This is a genomic window from Streptomyces sp. NPDC058525 (assembly GCF_042719495.1).
Taxonomy (GTDB): domain Bacteria; phylum Actinomycetota; class Actinomycetes; order Streptomycetales; family Streptomycetaceae; genus Streptomyces.
This window is the reverse complement of sequence record NZ_JBHXNP010000049.1, coordinates 1-23163: the sequence shown is the minus strand read 5'-3', so window position 1 is coordinate 23163 and position 23163 is coordinate 1. Positions and strand designations below refer to the sequence as shown.

At 72.8% G+C, this 23163-nt stretch carries 21 protein-coding genes and 1 pseudogene; 13 read left to right on the top strand and 9 right to left on the bottom strand.

What is annotated here, in order from left to right; genetic code table 11:
* Nucleotides 1–154: 154 nt before the first annotated feature.
* Nucleotides 155–631 (bottom strand): NUDIX hydrolase, encoded by a 477-nt coding sequence (locus tag ACFWP3_RS22660; RefSeq protein WP_384223933.1) that lies wholly within the window; start codon nucleotides 629–631, stop codon nucleotides 155–157.
* Complete coding sequence (locus tag ACFWP3_RS22655; protein WP_384223931.1) at nucleotides 628–1245, bottom strand: helix-turn-helix domain-containing protein; 618 nt, start codon at nucleotides 1243–1245, stop codon at nucleotides 628–630. Before ACFWP3_RS22655 ends, ACFWP3_RS22660 begins: the two co-directional genes overlap by 4 nt.
* A gap of 67 nt (nucleotides 1246–1312) precedes the next feature.
* On the opposite strand from ACFWP3_RS22655, the gene ACFWP3_RS22650 reads away from it, so the two are divergent.
* Together ACFWP3_RS22650 and ACFWP3_RS22645 are read left to right on the top strand one after the other, a co-directional pair.
* Nucleotides 1313–2305 carry an NAD(P)/FAD-dependent oxidoreductase gene (locus ACFWP3_RS22650; RefSeq protein ID WP_384223928.1) on the top strand — a complete coding sequence of 331 codons (993 nt, stop codon included), beginning with the start codon at nucleotides 1313–1315 and terminating at the stop codon, nucleotides 2303–2305.
* A gap of 97 nt (nucleotides 2306–2402) precedes the next feature.
* The gene (locus ACFWP3_RS22645) at nucleotides 2403–3785 is read left to right on the top strand and encodes an NAD(P)/FAD-dependent oxidoreductase (protein WP_384223926.1); all 1383 of its coding nucleotides are present in this window, start codon (nucleotides 2403–2405) and stop codon (nucleotides 3783–3785) included.
* Here ACFWP3_RS22645 and ACFWP3_RS22640 read toward each other — a convergent pair.
* The gene (locus tag ACFWP3_RS22640) at nucleotides 3772–4857 is read right to left on the bottom strand and encodes an ATP-dependent DNA ligase (RefSeq protein WP_384223924.1); all 1086 of its coding nucleotides are present in this window, start codon (nucleotides 4855–4857) and stop codon (nucleotides 3772–3774) included. The genes ACFWP3_RS22645 and ACFWP3_RS22640 overlap by 14 nt on opposite strands.
* Before the next feature lie 75 nt (nucleotides 4858–4932).
* On the opposite strand from ACFWP3_RS22640, the gene ligD reads away from it, so the two are divergent.
* The 3 genes from ligD (at nucleotide 4933) to ACFWP3_RS22625 (ending at nucleotide 7162) form a co-directional block, all read left to right on the top strand.
* A complete protein-coding gene (gene ligD, locus ACFWP3_RS22635) occupies nucleotides 4933–5952 on the top strand; it encodes a non-homologous end-joining DNA ligase (RefSeq protein ID WP_384223922.1) in 1020 nt (339 codons plus the stop codon).
* An 85-nt stretch (nucleotides 5953–6037) separates the two neighbouring features.
* Nucleotides 6038–6844 (top strand): VOC family protein, encoded by an 807-nt coding sequence (locus ACFWP3_RS22630; protein ID WP_384223920.1) that lies wholly within the window; start codon nucleotides 6038–6040, stop codon nucleotides 6842–6844.
* Nucleotides 6845–6913: 69 nt separating this feature from the next.
* Entirely contained in the window at nucleotides 6914–7162 is a 249-nt protein-coding gene (locus ACFWP3_RS22625) for a WhiB family transcriptional regulator (RefSeq protein WP_384223918.1), read from the top strand.
* Between the two features lie 96 nt (nucleotides 7163–7258).
* Here the strand turns inward: ACFWP3_RS22625 and ACFWP3_RS22620 are convergent, their stop codons facing one another.
* From ACFWP3_RS22620 to ACFWP3_RS22610, 3 genes are all read right to left on the bottom strand, one after another.
* On the bottom strand, nucleotides 7259–8230 hold the full coding sequence (locus tag ACFWP3_RS22620) for an acyl-ACP desaturase (RefSeq protein ID WP_384223916.1): 972 nt from the start codon (nucleotides 8228–8230) through the stop codon (nucleotides 7259–7261).
* A 251-nt stretch (nucleotides 8231–8481) separates the two neighbouring features.
* Nucleotides 8482–10122 (bottom strand): ABC-F family ATP-binding cassette domain-containing protein, encoded by a 1641-nt coding sequence (locus ACFWP3_RS22615; protein ID WP_384223914.1) that lies wholly within the window; start codon nucleotides 10120–10122, stop codon nucleotides 8482–8484.
* 242 nt (nucleotides 10123–10364) lie between these two features.
* On the bottom strand, nucleotides 10365–10781 hold the full coding sequence (locus ACFWP3_RS22610) for an SsgA family sporulation/cell division regulator (RefSeq protein WP_384223911.1): 417 nt from the start codon (nucleotides 10779–10781) through the stop codon (nucleotides 10365–10367).
* Nucleotides 10782–11104: 323 nt separating this feature from the next.
* Here ACFWP3_RS22610 and ACFWP3_RS22605 point away from each other — a divergent pair, with 323 nt between their 5' ends.
* On the top strand, nucleotides 11105–12187 hold the full coding sequence (locus tag ACFWP3_RS22605; protein ID WP_384223909.1) for a WD40/YVTN/BNR-like repeat-containing protein: 1083 nt from the start codon (nucleotides 11105–11107) through the stop codon (nucleotides 12185–12187).
* Nucleotides 12188–12229: 42 nt separating this feature from the next.
* Here the strand turns inward: ACFWP3_RS22605 and ACFWP3_RS22600 are convergent, their stop codons facing one another.
* Nucleotides 12230–12529, bottom strand: a complete 300-nt coding sequence (locus tag ACFWP3_RS22600; protein WP_384223906.1) for a YciI family protein — start codon at nucleotides 12527–12529, stop codon at nucleotides 12230–12232.
* 26 nt (nucleotides 12530–12555) lie between these two features.
* Here ACFWP3_RS22600 and ACFWP3_RS22595 point away from each other — a divergent pair, with 26 nt between their 5' ends.
* Nucleotides 12556–13245 carry an endonuclease V gene (locus tag ACFWP3_RS22595; RefSeq protein ID WP_384223905.1) on the top strand — a complete coding sequence of 230 codons (690 nt, stop codon included), beginning with the start codon at nucleotides 12556–12558 and terminating at the stop codon, nucleotides 13243–13245.
* A 7-nt stretch (nucleotides 13246–13252) separates the two neighbouring features.
* On the opposite strand, the gene ACFWP3_RS22590 is transcribed toward ACFWP3_RS22595, so the two are convergent.
* Entirely contained in the window at nucleotides 13253–14455 is a 1203-nt protein-coding gene (locus ACFWP3_RS22590; protein WP_384223902.1) for a saccharopine dehydrogenase family protein, read from the bottom strand.
* Between the two features lie 116 nt (nucleotides 14456–14571).
* On the bottom strand, nucleotides 14572–16224 hold the full coding sequence (locus ACFWP3_RS22585; protein WP_384223900.1) for a hypothetical protein: 1653 nt from the start codon (nucleotides 16222–16224) through the stop codon (nucleotides 14572–14574).
* 195 nt (nucleotides 16225–16419) lie between these two features.
* On the opposite strand from ACFWP3_RS22585, the gene ACFWP3_RS22580 reads away from it, so the two are divergent.
* From ACFWP3_RS22580 to ACFWP3_RS22555, 6 genes and pseudogenes are all read left to right on the top strand, one after another.
* Nucleotides 16420–16812: an MmcQ/YjbR family DNA-binding protein gene (locus ACFWP3_RS22580; protein ID WP_384223898.1), complete on the top strand. Its 393-nt coding sequence runs from the start codon at nucleotides 16420–16422 to the stop codon at nucleotides 16810–16812.
* 94 nt (nucleotides 16813–16906) lie between these two features.
* Nucleotides 16907–18037 carry a CaiB/BaiF CoA transferase family protein gene (locus ACFWP3_RS22575; protein ID WP_384223895.1) on the top strand — a complete coding sequence of 377 codons (1131 nt, stop codon included), beginning with the start codon at nucleotides 16907–16909 and terminating at the stop codon, nucleotides 18035–18037.
* Nucleotides 18038–18156: 119 nt separating this feature from the next.
* Nucleotides 18157–18351 (top strand): annotated as a pseudogene (locus ACFWP3_RS22570) (LLM class F420-dependent oxidoreductase); the annotation flags it as partial.
* 11 nt (nucleotides 18352–18362) lie between these two features.
* Nucleotides 18363–19505, top strand: a complete 1143-nt coding sequence (locus ACFWP3_RS22565) for an acyl-CoA dehydrogenase family protein (protein WP_384223893.1) — start codon at nucleotides 18363–18365, stop codon at nucleotides 19503–19505.
* 28 nt (nucleotides 19506–19533) lie between these two features.
* Nucleotides 19534–20748, top strand: coding sequence for an acetyl-CoA C-acetyltransferase (locus ACFWP3_RS22560; protein WP_384223890.1), 1215 nt, complete (start codon nucleotides 19534–19536; stop codon nucleotides 20746–20748).
* A 109-nt stretch (nucleotides 20749–20857) separates the two neighbouring features.
* Entirely contained in the window at nucleotides 20858–23029 is a 2172-nt protein-coding gene (locus ACFWP3_RS22555; RefSeq protein WP_384223888.1) for a 3-hydroxyacyl-CoA dehydrogenase NAD-binding domain-containing protein, read from the top strand.
* Nucleotides 23030–23163: the final 134 nt, after the last annotated feature.

Sequence of the window (23163 nt, the reverse complement as noted above, 5' to 3'; positions counted from 1 at the left end):
CGGGTCGGGTCGGGCCGGGTGTCTGCGGCGGATGTCCGGGGCAGGCGTCTGGGTGCCGGTGCCGGTGCCGGTGCCGGTGCCGGTGCCTGTGCCTGTGCCTGTGCCTGTGGCGGTGCCGGTGCCTGTGCCGGGTCTGGGCGGGTGTCGGGGCGGGTCAGGTCGCGGTCGGGTAGGCGTACGAGGGCACCTGCGGCAGGGTCGTGAGGTCCGGGCGCCAGACGCGCAGCACTCCCGCGGAGGGGGCGTAGAGCGCGCTGGGGATGTCGTCCGGGGCGAACCACTCCCAGCGGGCGATCTTGTGCGGCTCGGTGACGGCCGGGATGCCCTGGGCCGTCGTGGTCACGGCGGCCGCCGTGAGCCGGGTCAGGCCCGCCTTCGAGTCGATCTGCACGGAGAGCACGCGGATCCCCTCGGGGTCCGCCCGCAGGTCCGTCTCCTCGGTGAGTTCCCGCGCGGCCGCCTGCTCGAAGCCCTCCCCGGGGTCCACCTTGCCGCCGGGCAGCTCCCAGCTGCCGTCGTGCGCCTGGCCGAGCAGGACCCGGCCGTCCGGGCCGACCACGACCAGGCCGACGCCGACGACGGCGTTGGGCTGCGGCGCGGCCCGTTCGGGGCGCTCGCCGGTGGTGCTCATGTGCGTCCTTCCGATGAGGTGGTGGGCCGGGCGCGGACGTGGATCCGCTCGCCCTGCGGCCCGAAGAGGCTGAGGCATTCCGCCGCGTGCGGACCCGCGTTGAAGAAGGCGTGCGGGGTGCGCGTGTCGAACTCGGCGACCTCCCCGGGGCCGAGGACCAGGTCGTGCTCGCCCAGCAGCAGCCGGATGCGTCCGGACAGCACGTACAGCCACTCGTAGCCCTCGTGGACGCGCAGTTCCGGCGGGGTCGGAGTGCCTTCGACGGCCGGGAAGACCTGCTTGAAGGCGTGCACCCCGCCGAAGTGGCGGGTCAGCGGCAGGATGGTGGTGCCGTGGCGGACGAGGGGGCGCGGCCGGATCCGCGGATCCCCCGTCTCGGGCGCGCCGACCAGCTCGTCGAGCGCCACCCGGTGCGCCTTGGCGAGCGGGAGCAGCAGCTCCAGCGTGGGCCTGCGCTGTCCGGATTCGAGCCGGGACAGGGTGGAGAGGGAGATCCCGGTGGCTTCGCTGAGCTGGGCCAGGGTGGTGCCGCGCTCCTGGCGCAGGGCGCGCAGCCGCGGCCCGACGGCGGTCAGCACGCCGGCGAGTTCCTCGTCCTGCTTCTCGGTGGCCATGGTTCCCATTTGCCGCTTCGGCAACAGCATTTGTCAAGTCCGACCGCGCGGGAAGATCCTCACCGGTATGGACAGCGAGAACGAAGAGACGATGACGGAACGGTTCGACGTGGTGGTCGTCGGCGGCGGAGCCGCCGGGCTCGCCGGGGCCCTGACCCTGGCCCGGGCCCGCCGCTCGGTGCTGGTGATCGACTCCGGGAGCCCGCGCAACGCCCCCGCCGCGCACCTGCACGGGTACCTCGGCCACGACGGGCAGAGCCCGGCCGGCCTGCTGGCCGCAGGGAGGGCGGAGGTCACCGGCTACGGCGGGCGGATCCGGCCGGGCACGGTGGTCGCCGCCGACCGGCTGCCCGGCGGCGGGTTCCTGGTCCGCTGCGGGGACGGCTCGACCGTCCGGGCGGGGCGGCTGCTGGTCGCCACCGGTCTGGTGGACGAGCTCCCCGCCGTGCCGGGGCTGCGGGCGCGCTGGGGGCGGGACGTGCTGCACTGCCCGTACTGCCACGGCTGGGAGGTGCGCGACCAGCCGGTCGCGGTGCTGGCCGACGGCCCGCTGGCGGTGTTCCAGGCCGGTCTGTGGCGGCAGTGGACCGCGCGCACCACCCTCCTCGCGCACACCTGGCGGCTCACCGCCGAGGACCGGGAGCTGCTGGCGGCCCGGGGCGTCGAGGTCGTCGAGGGCGAGGTCACCGGCCTCCTCGTCGACGAGGACCGGCTGACCGGGGTGACCCTGGCGGGCGGGGGCACGGCCCGGTGCGGCGCGCTCGTGGTCGCGCCCCGGTTCATGACCCGCTCCGGCGTCCTGACCGGCCTCGGGCTGCCGACGGCCGCCCTGGAGCGGGACGGCCATGTCGTCGGCACCTGCGTCGAGGCCGACCCGGTGACCGGCGCCACCGCCCACCCGGGCGTCTGGGTGGCGGGCAATGTGACCGCCCCGGTGGAGCAGGTCGCGGGCGCGGCCGCCCAGGGGGTGCGCGCGGCCGCCGCGATCAACACCGACCTCGTCGAGGAGGAGACCCGGCGTGCGGTGGAGGCCCACCGCGCGGCGGCGGGCACGCGGTAGACGCGTACGCACAATTGTGCGGGTTTCGGCCAGTGCCCGATCGCGCAGGCTCTGGGCGATGTGATCGTCGTACGGTTCATCGGCTCAGGGGGGCGCAATGGCACATGTACTGGTCATCGGCGGAGGTGTCGGAGGGCTGGCGACCGCGCTGCTCGCGGCGCGGCAGGGGCACACGGCGGAACTGTTCGAACGCGATACGCGCGCCCCGGGTACCGCGCTCGACCGCGACTTCTTCGGCTGGCGCCGGCCGACCGTGCCGCAGGCGAACCAGCCGCACGCGCTGCTGGGCGCGGCGCGCAACCTCCTGCGCGACGAACTGCCCGACGTCCACGCGGAGATGCTCCGGCTCGGAGCGCGCGAGCGGCACGAGCTGGACTGGTTCGACGAGCGGCCGCCCGCGCACCCCGGTGACGAGGACCTCGTCATGCTCCAGGCCCGGCGGATCCTGCTGGAGAGCGCACTGGCCACCGCCCTGCGCGCGGAACAGGGCGTCGTCTCGCGGTACGGGGAACCGGTCACCGGGCTGCTCACCGCGCCCGGGGTCCGCGTGACGGGAGTGACCACGGAGGCCGGGAGCTACCGGGGGGACCTCGTGGTGGACGCGGGCGGGCGGCGCGGGGGAGTCGAGCGCTGGCTCACCGCGGCGGGCTGCCGCCCGCCGGTCGTGGAACGGCACCGCACGGGGCTCGCGTACTTCTGCCGCTGGTACCGGCTGCCCGACGGGATGGACGAGGGGCCGCGCCGGCCCTGGGCGGTGACGGGCGGCGCCTTCGCCGGGTGCGCGGTCTTCCCCGCCGACAACCGGGTCTTCGCCGTCACCCTGTTCGTCCACACCACGGACACCACGCGCTCGGCGCTGCGCGACCCCGCCGTCTTCGAGGGCGCGGCCCGCTCCTTCCCGCCCGGCGCGGCCTGGCTGGCCCTCGGCGCCGAACCGCTGTCCGAGGTGCTGGCCACCGCGAGCCTCGACAACCGGTGGAGCGCGCTCGTCGACGAGCGGGGGCCGGTGGTGAGCGGGCTGGTGCCGGTCGGCGACGCGATCACGCACACCAACCCGACCCTCGGGCAGGGCACCTCGCTCGCCCTGTGGGCGGCCCGCAGGGTGGCCCGTACGGCACACCGCGACCCGGCATCGGAGCGGTACGCCGCCGACCACCACGCCTGGGCGGTGCGCACCCTGAAGCCGTGGTTCGACTTCCAGGTCGTCGCGGACGCGGCCATCGGGGAGCGCTTCGCGACCCGGGCCGGGCGTACGGGGACGGCGCGCGAGGTGGCGGCGCTCTTCGACTGCGCACTGGAGGACCCGGAGGTGATGCGGGCCCGGGCCAGGGTCCGCCACCTGGCCGAGGTCCCGGAGCGCGCGTACGCGGACCCGGAGATCCGGGCCCGCGTGGCCCGCTGGCTGGAGTCCCGCCCGGACTACGAGCCGAACACGGTGGGCCCGGACCGCGCGGAATGGGAGAAGCTCACGTCGGGCTGACCCCGGCCGGGGGAGCGCCGAGCACCTCGGCCAGGTCGTAGCCCACGACCTCCTCCAGCTGGGTGTAGGTGCAGCTCTGCGGTTGGCGGTCGGGGCGCCAGCGGCGGAACTGGGACGTGTGGCGGAAGCGGTCGCCCTCCATGTGGTCGTACTTCACCTCGAGGACCCGTTCGGGGCGCAGCGGGACCCAGGACAGGTCCTTCTTGCCGGTCCAGCGGCTCTGGGCGCCGGGCAGGCGGGCGCTCTCGTGGGCCGACTCCTCGGCCCAGGCGGCCCAGGGGTGGCCCTCGGGGTCCGGCATGCGCAGGGGTTCGAGCTCCTCGACCAGCTCGGCCCGGCGCTTCATCGGGAACGCGGCGCAGACGCCCACGTGCTGGAGGGCTCCGTGGCCGTCGTACAGGCCGAGCAGCAGCGATCCGACAATCGGACCGCTCTTGTGGAAACGGAAACCCGCCAGAACGACGTCCGCCGTACGCTCGTGCTTGATCTTGAACATGAGGCGGGCGTCGGGCCGGTAGGGGAGGTCGAGGGGTTTGGCGATCACCCCGTCGAGCCCGGCGCCCTCGAACCGCTCGAACCACTCCTGCGCGAGCGCGGGATCGGTGGTCGCGGGCGCGAGGTGGACGGGGGGCCGTGCGGTGGAGAGGGACCGGGCGAGGGCGCTGCGGCGCTCGGTGAGCGGGGTGTCGAGGAGCGCCTCGTCGCCGAGCGCGAGCAGGTCGAAGGCGACGAAGCTGGCGGGGGTGGTCTCGGCGAGCAGTTTCACGCGCGAGGCGGCGGGGTGGATGCGCTCGGTCAGCCGGTCGAAGTCCAGACGCCCGCCGCTGACGATGACGACCTCGCCGTCGACCACGCAGCGGTCGGGCAGGTTCTCCTTCAGGGCCGCCACCAGCTCGGGGAAGTACCTGGTCAGGCTCTTGCCCGTGCGGCTGCCGATCTCGATCTCGTCGCCGTCGCGGTGTACGACGGCCCGGAAGCCGTCCCACTTCGCCTCGTACTGCATCCCGGGCGGGATCTTCGTCACGGACTTGGCGAGCATCGGTTTCACGGGCGGCATCACCGGCAGGTCCATGCCTCCGATTCTGCGGTGGTACGTCCGCGCCCGCCCGGTGTGCGCACCCGGCCGGACCCGCCTACCGTGGCGCACATGGGTGCTGCCGGCAATGCCATCGAGCTGGACGCGGGCGGGCGGACGGTACGGCTGTCCAGCCCGGACAAGGTGTACTTCCCCGAGCGCGGCCTCACGAAGCGGGACGTGGCCGAGTACTACCTGGCGGTCGCCGACGGCATCACGCGCGCCCTGCGCAACCGGCCGACGACCCTGGAGCGCTACCCGGACGGGGTGGAGGGCGAGTCCTTCTTCCAGAAGCGGGCTCCCAAGAACCTCCCCGACTGGATCCCGACCGCCCACATCGCCTTCCCGAGCGGCCGCAGCGCCGACGAGATCTGCCCGACCGAGCCGGCGGCCGTGCTGTGGGCCGCCAACCTGGGCTGCCTCACCTTCCACCCGTGGCCCGTGCGCCGCGAGGACACCGACCGGCCCGACGAGCTGCGGATCGACCTCGACCCCCAGCCCGGCACCGACTACCACCACGCGGTGGCGGCCGCGCACGAGCTGCGCGCCCTGCTGGAGGAGCTGGGGCTGCGGGGCTGGCCCAAGACCTCGGGCGGCCGCGGCCTGCACGTCTTCGTCCCGATCGAGCCGCGCTGGACCTTCACCGAGGTCCGCAGGTGCGCCATCGCGCTGGGCCGGGAACTGGAACGCCGTATGCCGGGCAAGGTCACGACCGCGTGGTGGAAGGAGGAACGCGGCGAGCGGATCTTCGTCGACTACAACCAGACGGCGCGCGACCGCACGATCGCCTCCGCCTACTCCGTCCGCCCCCGCCCGCACGCCCCGGTGTCGGCCCCGCTGCGCTGGGACGAGGTGGACGACGCGGAGCCGCGCGACTTCGACATCGTGACCATGCCCGCCCGCTTCGCCGAACTGGGCGACCTGCACGCGGACATGGACGAGCACGCCTTCACCCTGGACGCCGTGCTCGAACTCGCCGCCCGCGACGAGCACGAACACGGCCTGGGCGACATGCCCTACCCGCCGGACTACCCGAAGATGCCGGGCGAGCCCAAGCGCGTCCAGCCGAGCCGCGCGAAGCACGAGGACTGAGCGGGCGGGCCGCGCCGGCCCGGGCCGCTGTCGGCGGGGGGTGCCATGCTCGGAAGGGACGGGACAGCGGAAAGGAGCGCGGACCATGCTCACCACGGACTACAAGGACGGCTCCCCGAACTGGGTGGACCTCGGGACACCGGACATGGACGCGGCCGCCGGGTTCTACGCAGGACTCTTCGGCTGGGACTTCCGGGCGGGCGGTGAGGAGGTCGGCGGGTACGGGACGTTCCACCTGCGCGGCAAGACGGTCGCCGGAGGGATGGCCGTGCCGGCCGGGCAGGCGCCGGCCGCCTGGCAGGTGTACTTCCAGACCGCCGACGCGGACGCGACGGCGGCGGCCGTGACCAAGGCGGGCGGGACCGTGGCGTTCGAGCCGATGGACGTCATGGACCTCGGCCGGATGGCGATCTTCGCCGATCCGGAAGGCGTCGGCTTCGGGGTGTGGCAGCCCCGGGCGAACAAGGGCCTCGGCGCGGTCACGGAGGTCGGCTCCCTGTGCTGGACGGAGCTGTACACGAACGACCTGGACGCGGCGGCCGAGTTCTACCACGAGGTCCTCGGCTGGCAGCTCGGCGGCGTGCCGTACGAGGACGGTACCTACACGACGGTCAGGCCGGCCGGCACGACGGACGAGGCGTCCTGCGGCGGGATGGTCCCGCTCTCCTCGGACCCCGTGGAGGACGTGCTGCGGCCGTACTGGACCCCGTACTTCGAGGTGGCGGACTGCGACGCGGTGGCGGCGAAGGCCGGGCAGGCGGGCGGCAGCGTGCGGCTGGCCCCGGTCACCCTGGAGGGGGTCGGCCGCATGGCCAAGCTGGCGGACCCCGCAGGGGCCCGGTTCGCGGTCATGGCCGGCGCGGCGGCGCCCGGGCCGGAGGGAGCCGGCTGACGCGGCGGGCCGCGCGGTGTTGATGGACCGTTGATAGGACGTCAATCGACGGCGGTCAGGATCACCGGCATGTCGATGAACACCGCTGACGCCACCGCCACCACCGCTTGGTACGACCTCGCCCTCTGCGCCCAGACGGGCCCGGGCTTCTTCTTCCCGGAGCCGGGCTCGTCGCTGCGCGACGCGAAGCGGCTGTGCGGGGCGTGCGAGGGGCGGACGGCGTGCCTGGAGTACGCCCTGGCCAATGACGAGCGCTTCGGCGTCTGGGGCGGCCTCTCGGAGTCCGAGCGCCAGGCCCTGCGGCCCCGCCGCGGCTGAGGGCCGCGGCTGAGCGCGCGCCCGGGACGCGAAGAGCCCCGGCGGAGCGGTGCTCCGCCGGGGCGATCGGCCCCACTGCCGCGAGTGGGGGAAGCCTCAGCCCTTGCGGGCCGCGAGACGGGCCGCGCGGGCGGCCAGCCGCTCGTCGAACTTGCGGGCCTCGGAGTCCAGGCCGTTCATGAACAGGCCGAGCTCCTCCTGGGCCTTCTGGCCCTCCGGGCCCAGGCCGTCGATGTCCATGACCTTCAGGAAGCGGATCACGGGGCTCAGTACGTCGTCGTGGTGGATCCGCAGGTTGTAGACCCCGCCGATCGCCATCTGCGCGGCCATCCGCTCGAAGCCGGGCATGCCGTGTCCGGGCATCCGGAAGTTGACCACGACGTCCCGTACGGCCTGCATGGTCAGGTCCGGGGCGATCTCGAAGGCCGCGCCGAGCAGGTTGCGGTAGAAGACCATGTGCAGGTTCTCGTCCTGCGCGATGCGCGCCAGCATCCGGTCGCACACGGGGTCACCGGACTGGTGGCCGGTGTTGCGGTGCGAGATGCGGGTGGCGAGCTCCTGGAAGGCGACGTACGCCACCGAGTGCAGCATGGAGTGCCGGTTGTCGGACTCGAAGCCCTCCGACATGTGCTGCATCCGGAACGCTTCCAGCTTGTCCGGGTCCACGGCGCGCGAGGCCAGCAGGTAGTCGCGCATCACGATGCCGTGGCGGCCCTCCTCGGCCGTCCAGCGGTGCACCCAGGTGCCCCAGGCGCCGTTGCGGCCGAAGAGCGTGGCGATCTCGTGGTGGTAGCTGGGGAGGTTGTCCTCGGTCAGCAGGTTCACGACCAGCGCGATCTTGCCGATGTCGGTCACCTTGGACTGCTGGGGGTCCCAGGCCTCGCCGTCCTCGAAGAAGCCGGGGAAGTTCCGGCCGTCGCTCCACGGGACGTACTCGTGGGGCATCCAGTCCTTGGTGACCTTCAGATGGCGGTTGAGCTCCTTCTCGACCACCTCTTCCAGCGCGAACAGCAGCTTGGCGTCCGTCCACGCCTCAGAGCTGCCGAGGTGGGGAGAGGTGATCGTCACGGGTACTCCTGGGTGCAAAGCGAATTACCTACGGTTCCGTAGCCTACGGAGTCGTAGGTTAAGCCTGACATCAAGGCCAGCCAAGCCCCAGGCAGGGCTATGACCGATTACGTCCCGTTATCTATGCAGTTTGAATGGGTCCTGAGAGGGAAGCGAGGGGCCAAAGTCATGCCACCAGGTGGTCGGCCGCCGCCACCTTGACGGCCGATCCGGGCGCCGCGAGCGCGTCGCCCGAATCGGTGACCGCCCGGTCAGCCGTGCCAGAGCGACTCGCGCACCTCCTCGGCGGTGGTCTCGCGCAGCCTGCCGTCCAGCATCAGCCACCGGGTGATGCCGATCGACTCCAGGAACGGCACGTCATGGCTGGCCACCAGCAGCGCCCCCTCGTAGGACTCCAGCGCGTCCGTCAGCTGCCGCACGCTCGCCAGGTCCAGGTTGTTCGTCGGCTCGTCCAGCATCAGCAGCTGGGGAGCCGGCTCCGCCAGCAGCAGCGCCGCCAGCGCCGCGCGGAAGCGCTCGCCGCCGGACAGGGTGCCCGCGGCCCGGTCCGCCCGGGCGCCCCGGAACAGGAAGTGCGCCAGCCGCGCCCGGATCAGGTTGTTCGTGGCCTGCGGGGCGAACCGGGCCACGTTCTCCACGACCGAACGGCTCTCGTCGAGCACGTCCAGCCGCTGGGGCAGGAACCGCGTGGTCACATGGGTGACCGCTTCCCCGGACTCCGGCGCGAGCTGTCCCGCGACCGTGCGCAGCAGCGTGGTCTTGCCCGAGCCGTTGCGGCCCACCAGCGCGATCCGCTCCGGACCGCGCAGTTCCCACTCGCCCGGTACGTACGCCCCGTGGACCAGGCGCAGATCGCTCAGGGTCAGGACGCGCCGGCCCGGCGGGACCTGGGTGGCGGGCAGTTCGATGCGGATCGCGTCGTCGTCGCGGACCGCGTCCACCGCGTGGTCCAGCCGTTCCTTCGCCTGGGCCAGCTTCTCGGTGTGCATGATGCGGTGCTTGCCGGCCGACTCCTGCGCGGCCCGCTTCCGGGCCCCCATCACGATCTTCGGCTCGCGCTTGGTGTCGTTCATCTTCTGTCCGTACCGCTTGCGCCGGGCCAATTTGGCCTGGGCTTCGGACAGTTCGCGCTTCTGCCGCTGTACGTCGGCCTCCGCGACCCGGACCATCCGCTCGGCCGCGTCCTGCTCGGCGGCGAGCAGCGCCTCGTAGTCGGTGAAGTTCCCGCCGTACCAGCGGACTTCACCGTCGCGCAGATCGGCGATCTGGTCGACCCGCTCCAGCAGCTCCCGGTCGTGGCTGACCAGGACCATCACCCCGGTCCAGGACTCCACTGCCGCGTACAGTCGGCCGCGGGCCCGCAGGTCGAGGTTGTTGGTCGGCTCGTCGAGCAGCAGTACGTCGGGACGCGCGAGCAGCAGGGCGGCCAGCCGCAGCAGGACGCACTCGCCGCCCGAGAGTTCGCCGACGGTCCGGTCCAGGCCGATCCGGGCGAGCCCGAGCTGGTCGAGCGTGGCCAGGGCCCGCTCCTCCACGTCCCAGTCGTCGCCCACGGCGGCGAAGTTCGCCTCGGTGGCCTCGCCCGCCTCGATGGCGTGCAGGGCGGCCCGGGCGGTGCGGATGCCGAGCGCCTCGTCCACGCGCAGCGCGGTGTCGAGGGTGATGTTCTGTGGGAGGTACCCGATGCGGCCGGCCACCGACAACTGGCCGTCGGACGGGGTGAGTTCTCCCGCGATGAGTTTCAGCAGGGTGGATTTCCCGCAGCCGTTGAGCCCGATCAGGCCGGTGCGGCCGGGGCCGATGGCGAGCTGGAACCCGTCGAACACGGGTGTGCCGTCGGGCCAGTCGAAGGACAGTGCGGAGCAGGTGACGAATGAGGGAGCATGGCTCATGGAGGCCTCCAGGTTGCGTGAGTGGTGCGTGCAACGCGGGGAGACGGCCGGCTGTCGGATGGCGGTGGCCGGTGTCTCGGACCTCAGACGAACAATGTCCTGCTCCGTTTCGGCGGCACGCGGCTGTGAAGGGCGTGCGCATGAGTGCGGGGTGCATCAACGAAGCTACGGGCGGCCGGAGCCGCCCGCAAACGAATTAAGCCCCCCGGCTCTGGCCGGGGCCGGGCCGCCCGGCCGCCGGTTCAGCAGGTGTCGCGCATCAGCTCGGCCAGGCTGTGGTCCATGTCGAGGTACAGGTGCTCCAGACCGGGCGGGACCACCGCCCCGGCCCGCTCCAGGAACCGGTGCAGCTCGGCCGTCAGCATCAGGATGATCGCCACGCCCTCGGGCGCGTGGAACTCGATGGTGGTGCGGTCCCCGTCGTACGGGCGCACCCGCACGTCGCCGCAGCCGGACGGGCGGTCCAGACCGGATTCGAGCAGCTCCCGCGAGAAGGTCCAGGAGACCTCGACGCCCTCCAGCGTGGCCGGGGCGGGGAAGGCCATGCGCACGGCGAACGGATCCGCACGGTCGTAGCAGAGGGTGACGGGAACGGTCTCGACCTTCGGCGCGGTGGCGACCAGGCGGGCCTGTACGGCCTGCTCGATGACAGTGATCAAGGCTCACTCCCTTGCGGCGGATCTGCTGCCGGGCTGTGGGGTGGAACCCGGCAACCCGATAGACGCCGGAATCGGCAAATCCGTGCATGGGGGCTGACGTGAGCTGTGTCACCGATTGGCCGGAAGCCGCCTGTGTGATCGCACAGAGTGACCGTCCGGGGGGTGGGGCGGCAGGAGGTCCGGCGCGAGCCGCGTGCTCCGGAGGGATCGCAGAAGGGCTGGTTACCGCTCACTCCACAGGCGCAAAGCACCGCCCGGCCCGACCCGCGCACGGGGCGACGCACCCTGGACGGGGCATCGGGCGTGCGTTAGCTTCCGGCGCCATGAGACTTCTGGGAGTTGGCATGTGCGCGGCGGCTTTGACGGTGGGCTTACTGGCCGCGCCGGCCGGTGCGTCCGAGGCCGGAGAGACGGCGCAACTGCGCGGCGCGGGCTGGGCGCTGAAGGACACCGGCAAGGACGTGCGCTTCCGCGGGCTGGCCGCGGTGAGCCGGAGCACGGCCTGGGTCGCCGGCTCCAAGGGCACCGTGCTGCGCACGGTGGACGGCGGCCGCAGCTGGCAGGACGTCTCCCCGCCGGGCGCGGTCGCGGAGGGGGTGGAGCTGCGGGACGTCGAGGCCTTCGACGCGCGGCGTGCGGTGGCCCTGTCGATCGGCGAGGGCGAGGCCTCCCGGGTGCTGCGCACCGAGGACGGCGGCGCCACCTGGACCGAGACCTTCCGCAACCCCGACCCGCGCGCCTTCCACGACTGCCTCACCTTCTTCGACGCGCGGCACGGGCTGGCGATGAGCGACCCGGTGGACGGCCGGTTCCGCATCCTGTCCACGGACGACGGCGGACGCAGCTGGCGGGTGCTGCCGGACGCCGGCATGCCGCAGGCCCTGCCCGGCGAGGCCGGCTTCGCCGCGAGCGGCCAGTGCCTGGTCAGCGCGGGGCCGCGCGATGTCTGGCTGGCGACGGGCGGCGGAGCGAAGGCGCGGGTGCTGCACTCCGCGGACCGCGGCCTGACCTGGCGCGCCGCCGAATCCACCGTCCCGGCGGGCGATCCCGCGCGGGGCGTCTTCGCCCTGGCCTTCCGGGACCGTACGAAGGGCCTCGCGGTCGGCGGCGACTACCGCACCGGCCAGGCCTCCCCGCAGGCCGCGGCCGTCTCCGGCGACGGCGGGCGCAGCTGGCGCCAGGCGGCCGCCCCGCCGTCGGCCTACCGGTCCGGCGCGGCCTGGTACCCGTACAGCCGCGGCACGGCGCTGGCGGTGGGGCCGACGGGCACGGACGTGACGCGGGACGGCGGGCGCAGCTGGCGGCCGCTGGACTCCGGATCCTTCGACACGGTCGACTGCGCCCCGGACACGGGCTGCTGGGCCTCGGGGGAGAAGGGCCGGGTGGCCCGGCTGGAACACCGCTGACCCGAACGGGCCGGGCCGCCCCGCCGGGGCGGCCCGGCCGCGCTACAGCGCCGGGTTCTCGCGGACCGTCGCCAGGTCGGACGAGGTCTTCGTCGCGATGAACTCCGTGACGCGGTAGACACAGACGCCCGCCACCGCGAAGGGGTCCTCGGCCGCGATGTTCTCGATCTCGGCGCGGGACACCCCGCCGGCCAGGATCACGCCCCCGTCGCGCGGGACCTTGCGCCCCGACGCGAGGAAGACGCCCGCGGCGTAGTGGCCGTCCAGCCAGGCGACGTGGGCGTCCATGTGGTCCTCGACGGCTTCGACGGGCGCGGTGTAGGTGAGCTCCAGGACGAACATGATCGCCAGGCTACTCTCGCTCCATCATGACGAGGACGAACACCCCCGCCGACGAGGCCGAGGCCCGGGCGATACAGGACGAACTACGCCATCAGGTCGTGCTCACCGAGCCCGGCCCGCCCCCCGGCAGCGGACTGGTCGCCGGGGTGGACGTCGCCTACGACGACGAGCGGGACCTGGTCGCCGCCGCGGCCGTGGTGCTGGACGCGGCCACCCTCGAGGTCGTCGAGGAGGCCACCGCCGTCGGACGCGTCAGCTTCCCCTACGTGCCCGGGCTGCTCGCCTTCCGCGAGCTGCCGACCGTACTGGCCGCCCTCGACTCGCTGGCCGCCGCGCCCGGCCTCGTCGTCTGCGACGGCTACGGGCTCGCCCACCCCCGCGGCTTCGGCCTCGCCTGCCACCTCGGCGTGGTCACCGGGCTCCCGGCCATCGGGGTCGCGAAGAACCCGTTCACCTTCACGTACGGGGAACCGGGCGCCGGGCGCGGCGACTTCGCCCCGCTCGTGGCCGCCGACGGGGCGGAGGTCGGCCGGGCGCTGCGGACCCAGGACCGGATCAAGCCGGTGTTCGTCTCCGTCGGGCACCGGGTGTCGCTGGACAACGCCTGCGCCCACGTCCTCGCCCTCAGCCCCCGGTTCCGGATCCCGGAGACCACCCGGCACGCCGACTCCCTGTGCCGCCGCGCCCTGCGCGAGGCCGCTGCGGGGTCGGGCTGACTCCCGCTCAGCGGGAGTCAGCCACCCGGAAGACGATGCCGGCCTTCCGGAGGCGGTCGATCAGCGCGTCGCCCATCGCCACGGCCGTCGTCAGCTGTCCGGCGGCCTCGGGCAGGGAGTCGTAGGCCAGGCACAGCGCGGACTCGGCGAGCATCTTCGCCGTCTCCCCGTACCCCGGGTCGCCGCCCGACACCTCGGTGAGCACCCGCCGGCCGCCGCCCTCGCCCACGAACCGCACCGTGAACCAGCTGCGCGCCCGCCGCTCCGCGTCCGGTCCGCGGCCCGGCTCCCAGCGGCTCATCAGCCACCGCCGGGCCGCCGGGACCTGGGCCAGGGCCGCCGTCGCGCCCACCGCCGCGGCGCCGCCCACCACGACCGGCAGGTGCTTGACCGAGGCGTAGTGCCGGTAGCGGAAGTCCGGGCCGTAGCGCTCCAGCGCGGCCGCCGACCGGGCCACGATCCGCGGGTCCAGCGTGGGCAGCGGCACCGCCCAGGTGCCGGTCTCCCGGCTGAACCGGGGCGGGCCGGCCGGCCCGCGCGCCCGCCGCCCCAGCAGCCGGGGCTCGTGCAGCCGGCGCTCCCGCGCGGCGGCCAGCGTCTGCGGGCCGCGGCTCAGCGCGGTCAGCGCCGAGGACAGGGTCCCGCCGGAGAACAGGGCGTTGGACCGCATGAACCCGTCGACCCGCAGCGGCACGCCCTCGGGCAGCCGGCCGACCGTGAAGTACGCCCCGAGGTCGGCCGGGATCGAGTCGAAGCCGCAGGCGTGCACGATCCGCGCGCCGGTCTCCCGGGCCCGCGCGTCGTGCTCGACGTACATCCGGTCCACGAACTCGGGCTCGCCGGTGAGGTCCACGTAGTCGGTGCCCGCCTCGGCGCAGGCCGCGACCAGCTCCGCCCCGTACCAGACGTACGGGCCCACGGTGGTGGCCAGCACCCGGGTGGACGCGGCCAGTGCGCGCACCGCCCCGGCGTCGGAGGCGTCCGCCCGCAGCAGCGGCAGCGCGGCGCAGGCCGGGTCGATGGCGGTCAGCCGCTCGCGCAGCCGGTCCAGCTTGGCGAGGTCCCGGCCCGCGAGGGCCCAGCGGCAGCCGGCGGGCGCGTGCGCGGCGAGGTACTCGGCGGTCAGCGCCCCCACGAACCCGGTGGCGCCGAAGAGCACGATGTCGTGGGCCCGCTCCCGCGGATGGTCCTGCCGAGCCTGTGCGTTCATGACCGTTCCTCCCAGCTGGTGTAGGGGGCGAGGCTAGCGTGCGGGGAGAACGGGCAGCGCCCCGGGGACGGCCTGGGGCCGTTCCCGGGGCGCTGGATCCGCCGGCTGCCGGTGGGTCAGTTCTTGTCGTAGTAGCCGAACATGTCGACGATCATGTCGATGTCGTCGTCCGACTGGTTCCAGAAGTCGACGATGCCCGTGTTGCCCGTGCTCGCCTGCACCAGGTTCGGGACGGTCTTGCCCGCGGTGAAGTTGAGGGTGGACGAGGTGGGCGCGGCCGGCCAGGTCTCCGAGCCGTTGTCGTACTGCCAGCGGTAGTTCGGGTCCGGGGCGACGGCGACGAAGCCGGGGCCCGCCGTGTTGGTGGCGGTGGTGTTCAGCACGTAGCCGATGTCGTTGGGCCACTCCGAGGCGAAGTCCACCCAGATGTAGCTGCGGCCCCACACCGGTCCGTAGACGGAGCCCGCGGGGTCGCGGGTGTCGAACACGCGCTTCGGGTTGAGGCGCAGGTACGCGCCCTCGCTCGCCTCGCTGTAGTAGCCGACGACGTCGACGATGACGTCGGTGCCGGCCCAGGCGCCGTTGCGGATGTTGATCTTGCCGTCGGGGCCGACCGGGACGATCACCGAGTTGGCGATGGTCTGGCCGGCGGAGAAGTTCACGTTGGAGGCGCTCGGCGCCGCCTGGCCGCTCGGGTAGGCGGTCAGGTGCCCGGCCTCGCGCGGGTTGGTGACGGTCACGTTGAGCGCCACGGCGGTGATGCCGGCCGGCAGGCCGCGGCTGTTGCCGATCTGCAGGCCGAAGGAGGACTGCCCGGCGACCTGGCCCTTGGCGGTGCCGAGGCCCTCGCGGGTGTCGGCGAAGCGGATCGGGGAGATCGGGGTGTAGCCGCTGGCGGCGGCCTTGGCGAAGTAGCCGGTGACGTCGGCGATGAGGTCGATCGACTCCCAGCCGCCGTTGTACAGCTCCACGTAGCCGTCCTGGCCGACCGTGACGACCGCCAGGTTCGGCACCGTCTGGCCGGCGACGAAGTTGACGTTCGAGGTGATCGGGCGCGCGGTGCCCGAGGGGAACGCCGTGACGTGGCCGCCGCTGGTGGTGTTGGTGACCGTGAGGTTGAGGACCACGGAGGTGACGCCCGCCGGGATCGAGCCGTTGCCGGCGATCTGCACGCGCGCCGTGGTGTACGGCTTGATCTTCGCCTTGGCGCCGCCGATGCCGCTGCGGGTGTCCAGCAGGCGGGTGGGGCTGTGCGGGGTGAAGTCCGAGCCCGCGGTCAGGATCTCGACCGTGTTGGTGACGGTCGTGCCGTCGGCGCGGTCCGTCGCGGTGACCGTGATGGTGTAAGTGCCCAGTTCCGCGTAGTTGTGCGCGGTGGTCATCGTGGTGCTGCCGTACGCGGTCTCGTTGCTCGTGGTGCCGTCGCCCCAGTTGATGACGGCGTCGACGTACCGGTTCGGCTCGCTCGTGACGGTGGTGTCCAGCTCCAGCGAGTGGGCGGACACGTTCCACGCCGCGAGGTCGACGGCGAGGCTCGGGTTGGCCGCCTCCGACTGCGCGGTGGCCTTGCCGCCGGAGGTGCGGACCGAGCGGTCGGCAGAGCTCTTGAAGGTCTTGAAGTTCTCCGCCGCGGCCTTCTTCAGGTCCGCGTCGGGCACCGTCACGCCCGGCTTGGCGGGCGCGACCGGATCGGCCTGCGCCACACCGGGTATGAGACCCACGCCCGCGGCCACGACGGCAGCGGAAATTACGAGTCGGCGATTGCGCACCGGCCCCCCCATTTTTCGTTTTTGAACTCGCTCAGGTTTGAAGCGTGATCAGAGTACATAGCCGCCTGCCGCGCCGAAAGGACTTTGATCAGCGGGTGGGGGCTAGCGTGAGGACCGACCCCTCCGGGCGGGCCGGTCGGTGCCGGTCGGTGCCGGTTCGGGGTGGATGTGACCGGCGGTTGGCGGGAGGCGTTGATGAAGGCTGCGGTACGCAAGTGGGAGGCGGTGCGGGAGTTTGCCCGCGGGCTTCCGGAGGCCGTCGAGGAGTATCCGTGGGGTCCCGAGGACTGTGTGGTGAAGGTCAACAAGAAGATCTTCGTCTTCCTCGGGAACGCCGACGGGCCCCAGCCGCCCGGCCTCTCCGTCAAGCTCAAGGACGAGGCGCTGCACGGGCACGCGATGTCCGCTCCCGGCGCGGAGCCCACCGGCTACGGCCTCGGCCGCTCGGGCTGGGTCTCCGTCCCGCTGGGGGAGAAGGGGGCGCCCTCCGCGCAGGTCCTGTGCGAGTGGGTGGAGGAGAGCTACCGCACCGTGGCCCTCAAGCGGCACGTCAGGGAACTGGACGCCCGGATCGAGGCAAATGGCTAAGCGCTTGCTCTTGTGCTGAGTGGAACGCGTTCCTAGCATCGCTGGTGTTACATCAGTTGTGTCACACCGTGCGGCTACGAATGCTGGGGGCTCGATGGCAGTGACAGGGACCGGCCCGCTCGCCGGGGTGCGCGTCGTCGAACTGGCGGGCATCGGCCCCGGCCCGTTCGCCGCCATGCTCCTCGCCGACCTGGGCGCCGACGTCGTGCGCGTGGACCGGCCGGGCGGCGGCGGGCTCGCGGTCAACCCCGCCTACGACCTCACCAACCGCAACAAGCGCTCCGTCCTGGTCGACCTCAAGTCCGCCGGGGGCCCCGCCCGCGTCCTGGACCTCGTCGAGCGCGCCGACGTCCTCATCGAGGGCTTCCGCCCCGGCGTCGCCGAACGGCTCGGCGTCGGGCCGGCCGACTGCCACGCCCGCAACCCGAAGCTGGTCTACGGCCGGATGACCGGCTGGGGCCAGGACGGGCCGCTCGCCCACACCGCCGGGCACGACATCGCCTACATCGCCGTCACCGGCGCCCTCGGCATGATCGGCCGCCCGGACGAGCCCCCGGCCGTCCCCGCCAACCTGGTCGGCGACTACGCGGGCGGCTCGCTCTACCTCGTCATCGGCGTCCTCGCGGCCCTCGGGCACGCCCGCACCCCCGGCGGCGCGGGCCAGGTCGTCGACGCGGCCATCGTCGACGGGACCGCCCACCTCACCGCGATGATCCACGGCATGCTGGCGGCCGGCGGCTGGCAGGACCGCCGCGGCGCCAACCTGCTCGACGGCGGCTGCCCCTTCTACGGGACCTACGAGACCTCCGACGGCCGCTACATGGCCGTCGGGGCCCTGGAGCAGCAGTTCTACGACACCTTCGTGGAGCTGCTCGGCATCGCGGAGCAGGCCCCGGCCCGCAAGGACCTGGCCCGCTGGGGCGAGCTGCGCGAGGCCGTGGCCGCACGGTTCAAGACCCGTACGAGCGAGGAGTGGACGGCGGTCTTCGAGGGCACCGACGCGTGCGTGGCCCCGGTGCTCTCCCTGCGCGAGGCCCCGCACCACCCGCACCTCGCGGCCCGCGGGACCTTCACCGAGCACGCCGGGATCACCCAGCCCGCCCCCGCCCCGCGCTTCTCCGCGACCCCCACCCGCGTCGCCTCCGGGCCGGCCCTGCCCGGCGCGGACACCGCATCCGTGGCCGCCGACTGGGACGTGCCGGCCCTGCTCCCGGAAGGGGCCTGATGGAACTGTCGATGCTGCTCGACTACGCCGGCGACGCGCGCCGCGCCGCGGACGAGGCGGCGGCGCTGGAGTCGGCCGGCCTCGACGCCCTGTGGGTCGCCGAGGCCTGGGGCTTCGACCTGTCGGGCCGCAAGCGCGACGCGGCGGCCGCCGTCCCGGACGAGTTCTGCGAGCTGATGACGCTGTGCGGCCCGGAGGGCTACGTGCGCGAGCGCGTCGAGGCCTTCCGCGAGGCGGGGGTCACGATGCTCAACGTCACCCCCGTCGGCCCCGAGCCCGCCCGCCTGATCGAGACCGTCAAGAACTGGCTTTAGGGAGCCCGCTGATGAAACGCCGGATCTTCGACGCCGACCACGAGGCGTTCCGCGAGACCGTCCGCACCTTCCTCACCAAGGAGGTGCTGCCGCACTACGAGCAGTGGGAGAAGGACGGCATCGTCAGCCGCGAGGCCTGGCGGGCCGCCGGCCGGCAGGGACTGCTGGGCCTGGCCGTCCCGGAGGAGTACGGGGGCGGCGGCAACACCGACTTCCGCTACGCCGCCGTGATCGCCGAGGAGTTCACCCGCGCGGGCGCCCCCGGACTCGCCTTCGGCCTGCACAACGACATCATCGGGCCCTACCTGACCTCGCTGGCCACCGAGGAGCAGAAGCGCCGCTGGCTGCCCGGCTTCTGCTCGGGCGAGACCATCACCGCCATCGCCATGACCGAGCCGGGCGCGGGCTCCGACCTCCAGGGCATCCGCACCAGCGCCGAGGACCGGGGCGACCACTGGGTGCTGAACGGCTCCAAGACCTTCATCTCCAACGGCATCCTCGCCGACCTGGTGATCGTGGTCGCCAAGACCACGCCCGAGGGCGGGGCGCACGGGCTGTCGCTGCTGGTCGTCGAGCGCGGCGCGGAGGGCTTCGAGCGCGGCCGCAACCTCGACAAGATCGGGCAGAAGGCTCAGGACACCGCCGAACTGTTCTTCCACGACGTCCGCGTCCCCAAGGAGAACCTGCTCGGCGAGCTGAACGGCGCCTTCGTCCACCTGATGACCAACCTCGCGCAGGAGCGGATGGGCATCGCGATGGCCGGCATCGCCGCCGCCGAGCACCTGCTGGAGATCACCACCCAGTACGTCAAGGAGCGCGAGGCCTTCGGCCGGCCGCTGTCCAAGCTCCAGCACATCCGCTTCGAGATAGCGGAGATGGCCACCGAGTGCGCGGTCACCCGCACCTTCCTCGACCGCTGCATCACCGACCACGCGAACGGCGAACTGGACCACGTGCACGCCTCGATGGCCAAGTGGTGGGCCACCGAGCTGCAGAAGCGTGTTGCCGACCGCTGTCTGCAACTGCACGGCGGATACGGATACATGACCGAATACCGGGTCGCGCGGGCCTTCACCGACGGCCGCATCCAGACCATCTACGGCGGCACGACCGAGATCATGAAAGAGATCATCGGCCGCTCCCTCCTCGGCTAAGACCCAGACCTCCCGAAAGGCTTGACCAGTGAGCACCGAAGCTTACGTATACGACGCGATCCGCACCCCGCGCGGCCGCGGCAAGGCCAGTGGCGCCCTGCACGGCACCAAGCCGATCGACCTGGTCGTCGGCCTCATCCACGCCCTGCGCGAGCGCAACCCGGGGCTGGACCCCGCCGCCATCGACGACATCGTGCTCGGCGTCGTCGGCCCGGTCGGCGACCAGGGCTCCGACATCGCCCGGATCGCGGCCATCGCCGCCGGACTCCCGGACACCGTGGCGGGCGTACAGGAGAACCGCTTCTGCGCCTCGGGTCTGGAGGCCGTCAACCTGGCCGCCGCCAAGGTCCGCTCCGGCTGGGAGGACCTGGTCCTCGCGGGCGGCGTGGAGTCCATGTCCCGCGTCCCGATGGCCTCCGACGGCGGAGCCTGGTTCAACGACCCGATGACCAACTGGGACGTCAACTTCGTCCCGCAGGGCATCGGCGCCGACCTGATCGCCACCATCGAGGGATTCTCCCGCCGCGACGTGGACGAGTACGCCGCCCTCTCCCAGGAGCGGGCCGCCGCGGCCATCAAGGACGGCCGCTTCGCCAAGTCCGTCGTCCCGGTCACCGACCGCAACGGCCTGGTCGTCCTGGACCACGACGAGTTCGTCCGCCCCGGCACCACCGCCGACACCCTCGCCAAGCTGAAGCCCTCCTTCGCGGACATCGGCGAGCTCGGCGGCTTCGACGCCGTCGCCCTCCAGAAGTACCACTGGGTCGAGAAGATCGACCACGTCCACCACGCCGGCAACTCCTCCGGCATCGTCGACGGCGCCTCCCTCGTCGCGATCGGCTCGCGCGAGGCCGGCGAGCGGTCCGGCCTCACGCCGCGCGCCCGGATCGTCTCGGCGGCCGTCTCCGGCTCCGAGCCCACCATCATGCTCACCGGCCCCGCCCCGGCCACCCGCAAGGCCCTCGCCAAGGCCGGGCTGACCATCGACGACATCGACCTGATCGAGATCAACGAGGCCTTCGCCGGTGTCGTGCTGCGCTTCGTCAAGGACATGGGCGTCTCCCTCGACAAGGTCAACGTCAACGGCGGCGCCATCGCGCTCGGCCACCCGCTCGGCGCCACCGGCGCGATGATCCTCGGCACGATCGTCGACGAGCTGGAGCGCCAGGACAAGCGCTACGGGCTCGTCACCCTCTGCGTCGGCGGCGGCATGGGCGTCGCCACCATCGTCGAACGCCTCTAGCCGTGCGGCGCAGAGAAGGCCAGACCACCCCGTAGCGACCGAGCCGGACCTTCCGGCCGGCCCCTCCCGCCCGGCCCTGCCGAACCAGACTTCCACGGAGACCCACCCCATGACCGAGACCCGCACCATCCGCTGGGAACAGGACGAGACCGGCGTCGTCACCCTGGTCCTCGACGACCCCGACCAGTCCGCCAACACCATGAACCAGGCCTTCAAGGACTCCATCGCGGCCGTCGCCGACCGTGCCGAAGCCGAGAAGGACTCCATCCGGGGCATCATCTTCACCTCCGCCAAGAAGACCTTCTTCGCGGGCGGCGACCTCAAGGACATGATCCGGCTGCGCCCCGAGCACGCGCAGCTCGCCTTCGACACCGGCACCGAGATCAAGCGCTCGCTGCGCCGCATCGAGACCCTCGGCAAGCCGGTCGTCGCCGCCATCAACGGCGCGGCGCTGGGCGGCGGTTACGAGATCGCCCTCGCCTCCCACCACCGCGTCGCCCTCGACGCGCCCGGCTCGAAGATCGGCCTGCCCGAGGTCACCCTCGGCCTGCTCCCGGCCGGCGGCGGCGTCACCCGTACCGTGCGCCTGATGGGCATCGCCGACGCACTGCTCAAGGTGCTGCTCCAGGGCACCCAGTACAACCCGAAGCGCGCCCTGGAGAACGGCCTGGTCCACGAACTGGCCGCCACCCCCGAGGAGATGATCGCCAAGGCCCGCGCCTTCATCGACGCGAACCCCGAGTCGAAGCAGCCCTGGGACGTACCCGGCTACCGGATCCCGGGCGGCACCCCGTCCAACCCGCGGTTCGCCGCCAACCTCCCGGCCTTCCCGGCCAACCTGAAGAAGCAGCTGAACGGGGCCCCGTACCCGGCCCCGCGCAACATCCTGGCCTGCGCCGTCGAGGGCACCCAGGTGGACTTCGAGACCGCGCTGACCATCGAGGCCCGCTACTTCACCGAGCTGGTCACCGGCCAGACCGCCAAGAACATGATCCAGGCGTTCTTCTTCGACCTCCAGGCCGTCAACGCGGGCCGCAGCCGCCCGCAGGGGATCGAGCCGCGCACGGTCCGCAAGGTCGCCGTCCTCGGCGCCGGCATGATGGGCGCGGGCATCGCCTACTCCTGTGCCCGCGCGGGCATCGAGGTGGTGCTCAAGGACGTCAGCGCCGAGGCCGCGGCCAAGGGCAAGGCGTACTCCGAGAAGCTGCTCGACAAGGCCGTCTCCCGCGGCCGTACGACCGAGGCCCAGCGCGCCGAGCTGCTCGCCCGGATCACCCCCACCGCCGACGCGGCCGACCTGGCGGGCTGCGACGCCGTCATCGAGGCCGTCTTCGAGGACACCGCCCTCAAGCACAAGGTGTTCCAGGAGGTCCAGGACGTCATCGCGCCCGACGCGCTGCTCTGCTCCAACACCTCCACCCTGCCCATCTCCGGGCTCGCGGTGGGCGTCAAGCGCCCCGCCGACTTCATCGGGCTGCACTTCTTCTCGCCCGTCGACAAGATGCCGCTCGTCGAGATCATCAAGGGGGAGCAGACCGGCGACGAGGCCATCGCCCGCGCCTTCGACCTGGTCCGCCAGATCAACAAGACCCCGATCGTGGTCAACGACTCGCGCGGGTTCTTCACCTCGCGCGTCATCGGCCAGTTCATCAACGAGGGCGTGGCCATGGTCGGCGAGGGCATCGAGCCCGCCTCGATCGAGCAGGCCGCCGCCCAGGCCGGCTACCCGGCCAAGGTGCTCTCGCTGATGGACGAGCTCACCCTCACCCTCCCGCGCAAGATCCGCAACGAGACCCGCAAGGCCTTCGAGGCCGAGGGCCGCGCGTGGGCCGAGCACCCCGCGGACGGGGTCATCGACCGGATGGTCGACGAGTTCGGCCGCCCGGGCCGCAGCGGCGGGGCCGGCTTCTACGCGTACGACGAGGCGGGCAAGCGCGCCGGCATCTGGCCGGGCCTGCGCGAGCACTTCACCAAGCCGGGGTACGAGATCCCGTTCGAGGACATGAAGGAGCGGATGCTCTTCTCCGAGGCCCTGGACACCGTCCGCTGCCTCGACGAGGGCGTGCTCACCTCCGTCGCCGACGCCAACATCGGCTCCATCATGGGCATCGGCTTCCCGGCCTGGACCGGCGGCGTGATCCAGTACATCAACGGCTACGAGGGCGGCCCGGCGGGCTTCGTGGCCCGTGCGCGCGAACTCGCCACCAGCTACGGCGAGCGCTTCACCCCGCCGGCGTCCCTCGTGGCGAAGGCCGAACGGGGCGAGACGTACGGCGACTAGCGCGCCCGGCGCGGAAGGGCAGGCCGGGTGCGCTCCCGGCCCGGCCCGTCGCGCCCGTTCTCCCGGGGGGGCGGGCCCGGGACCCCCGCGGCCCAGGGCCAGGGGCACGACCCGGCCCGGGCCCGGGAGAAAAC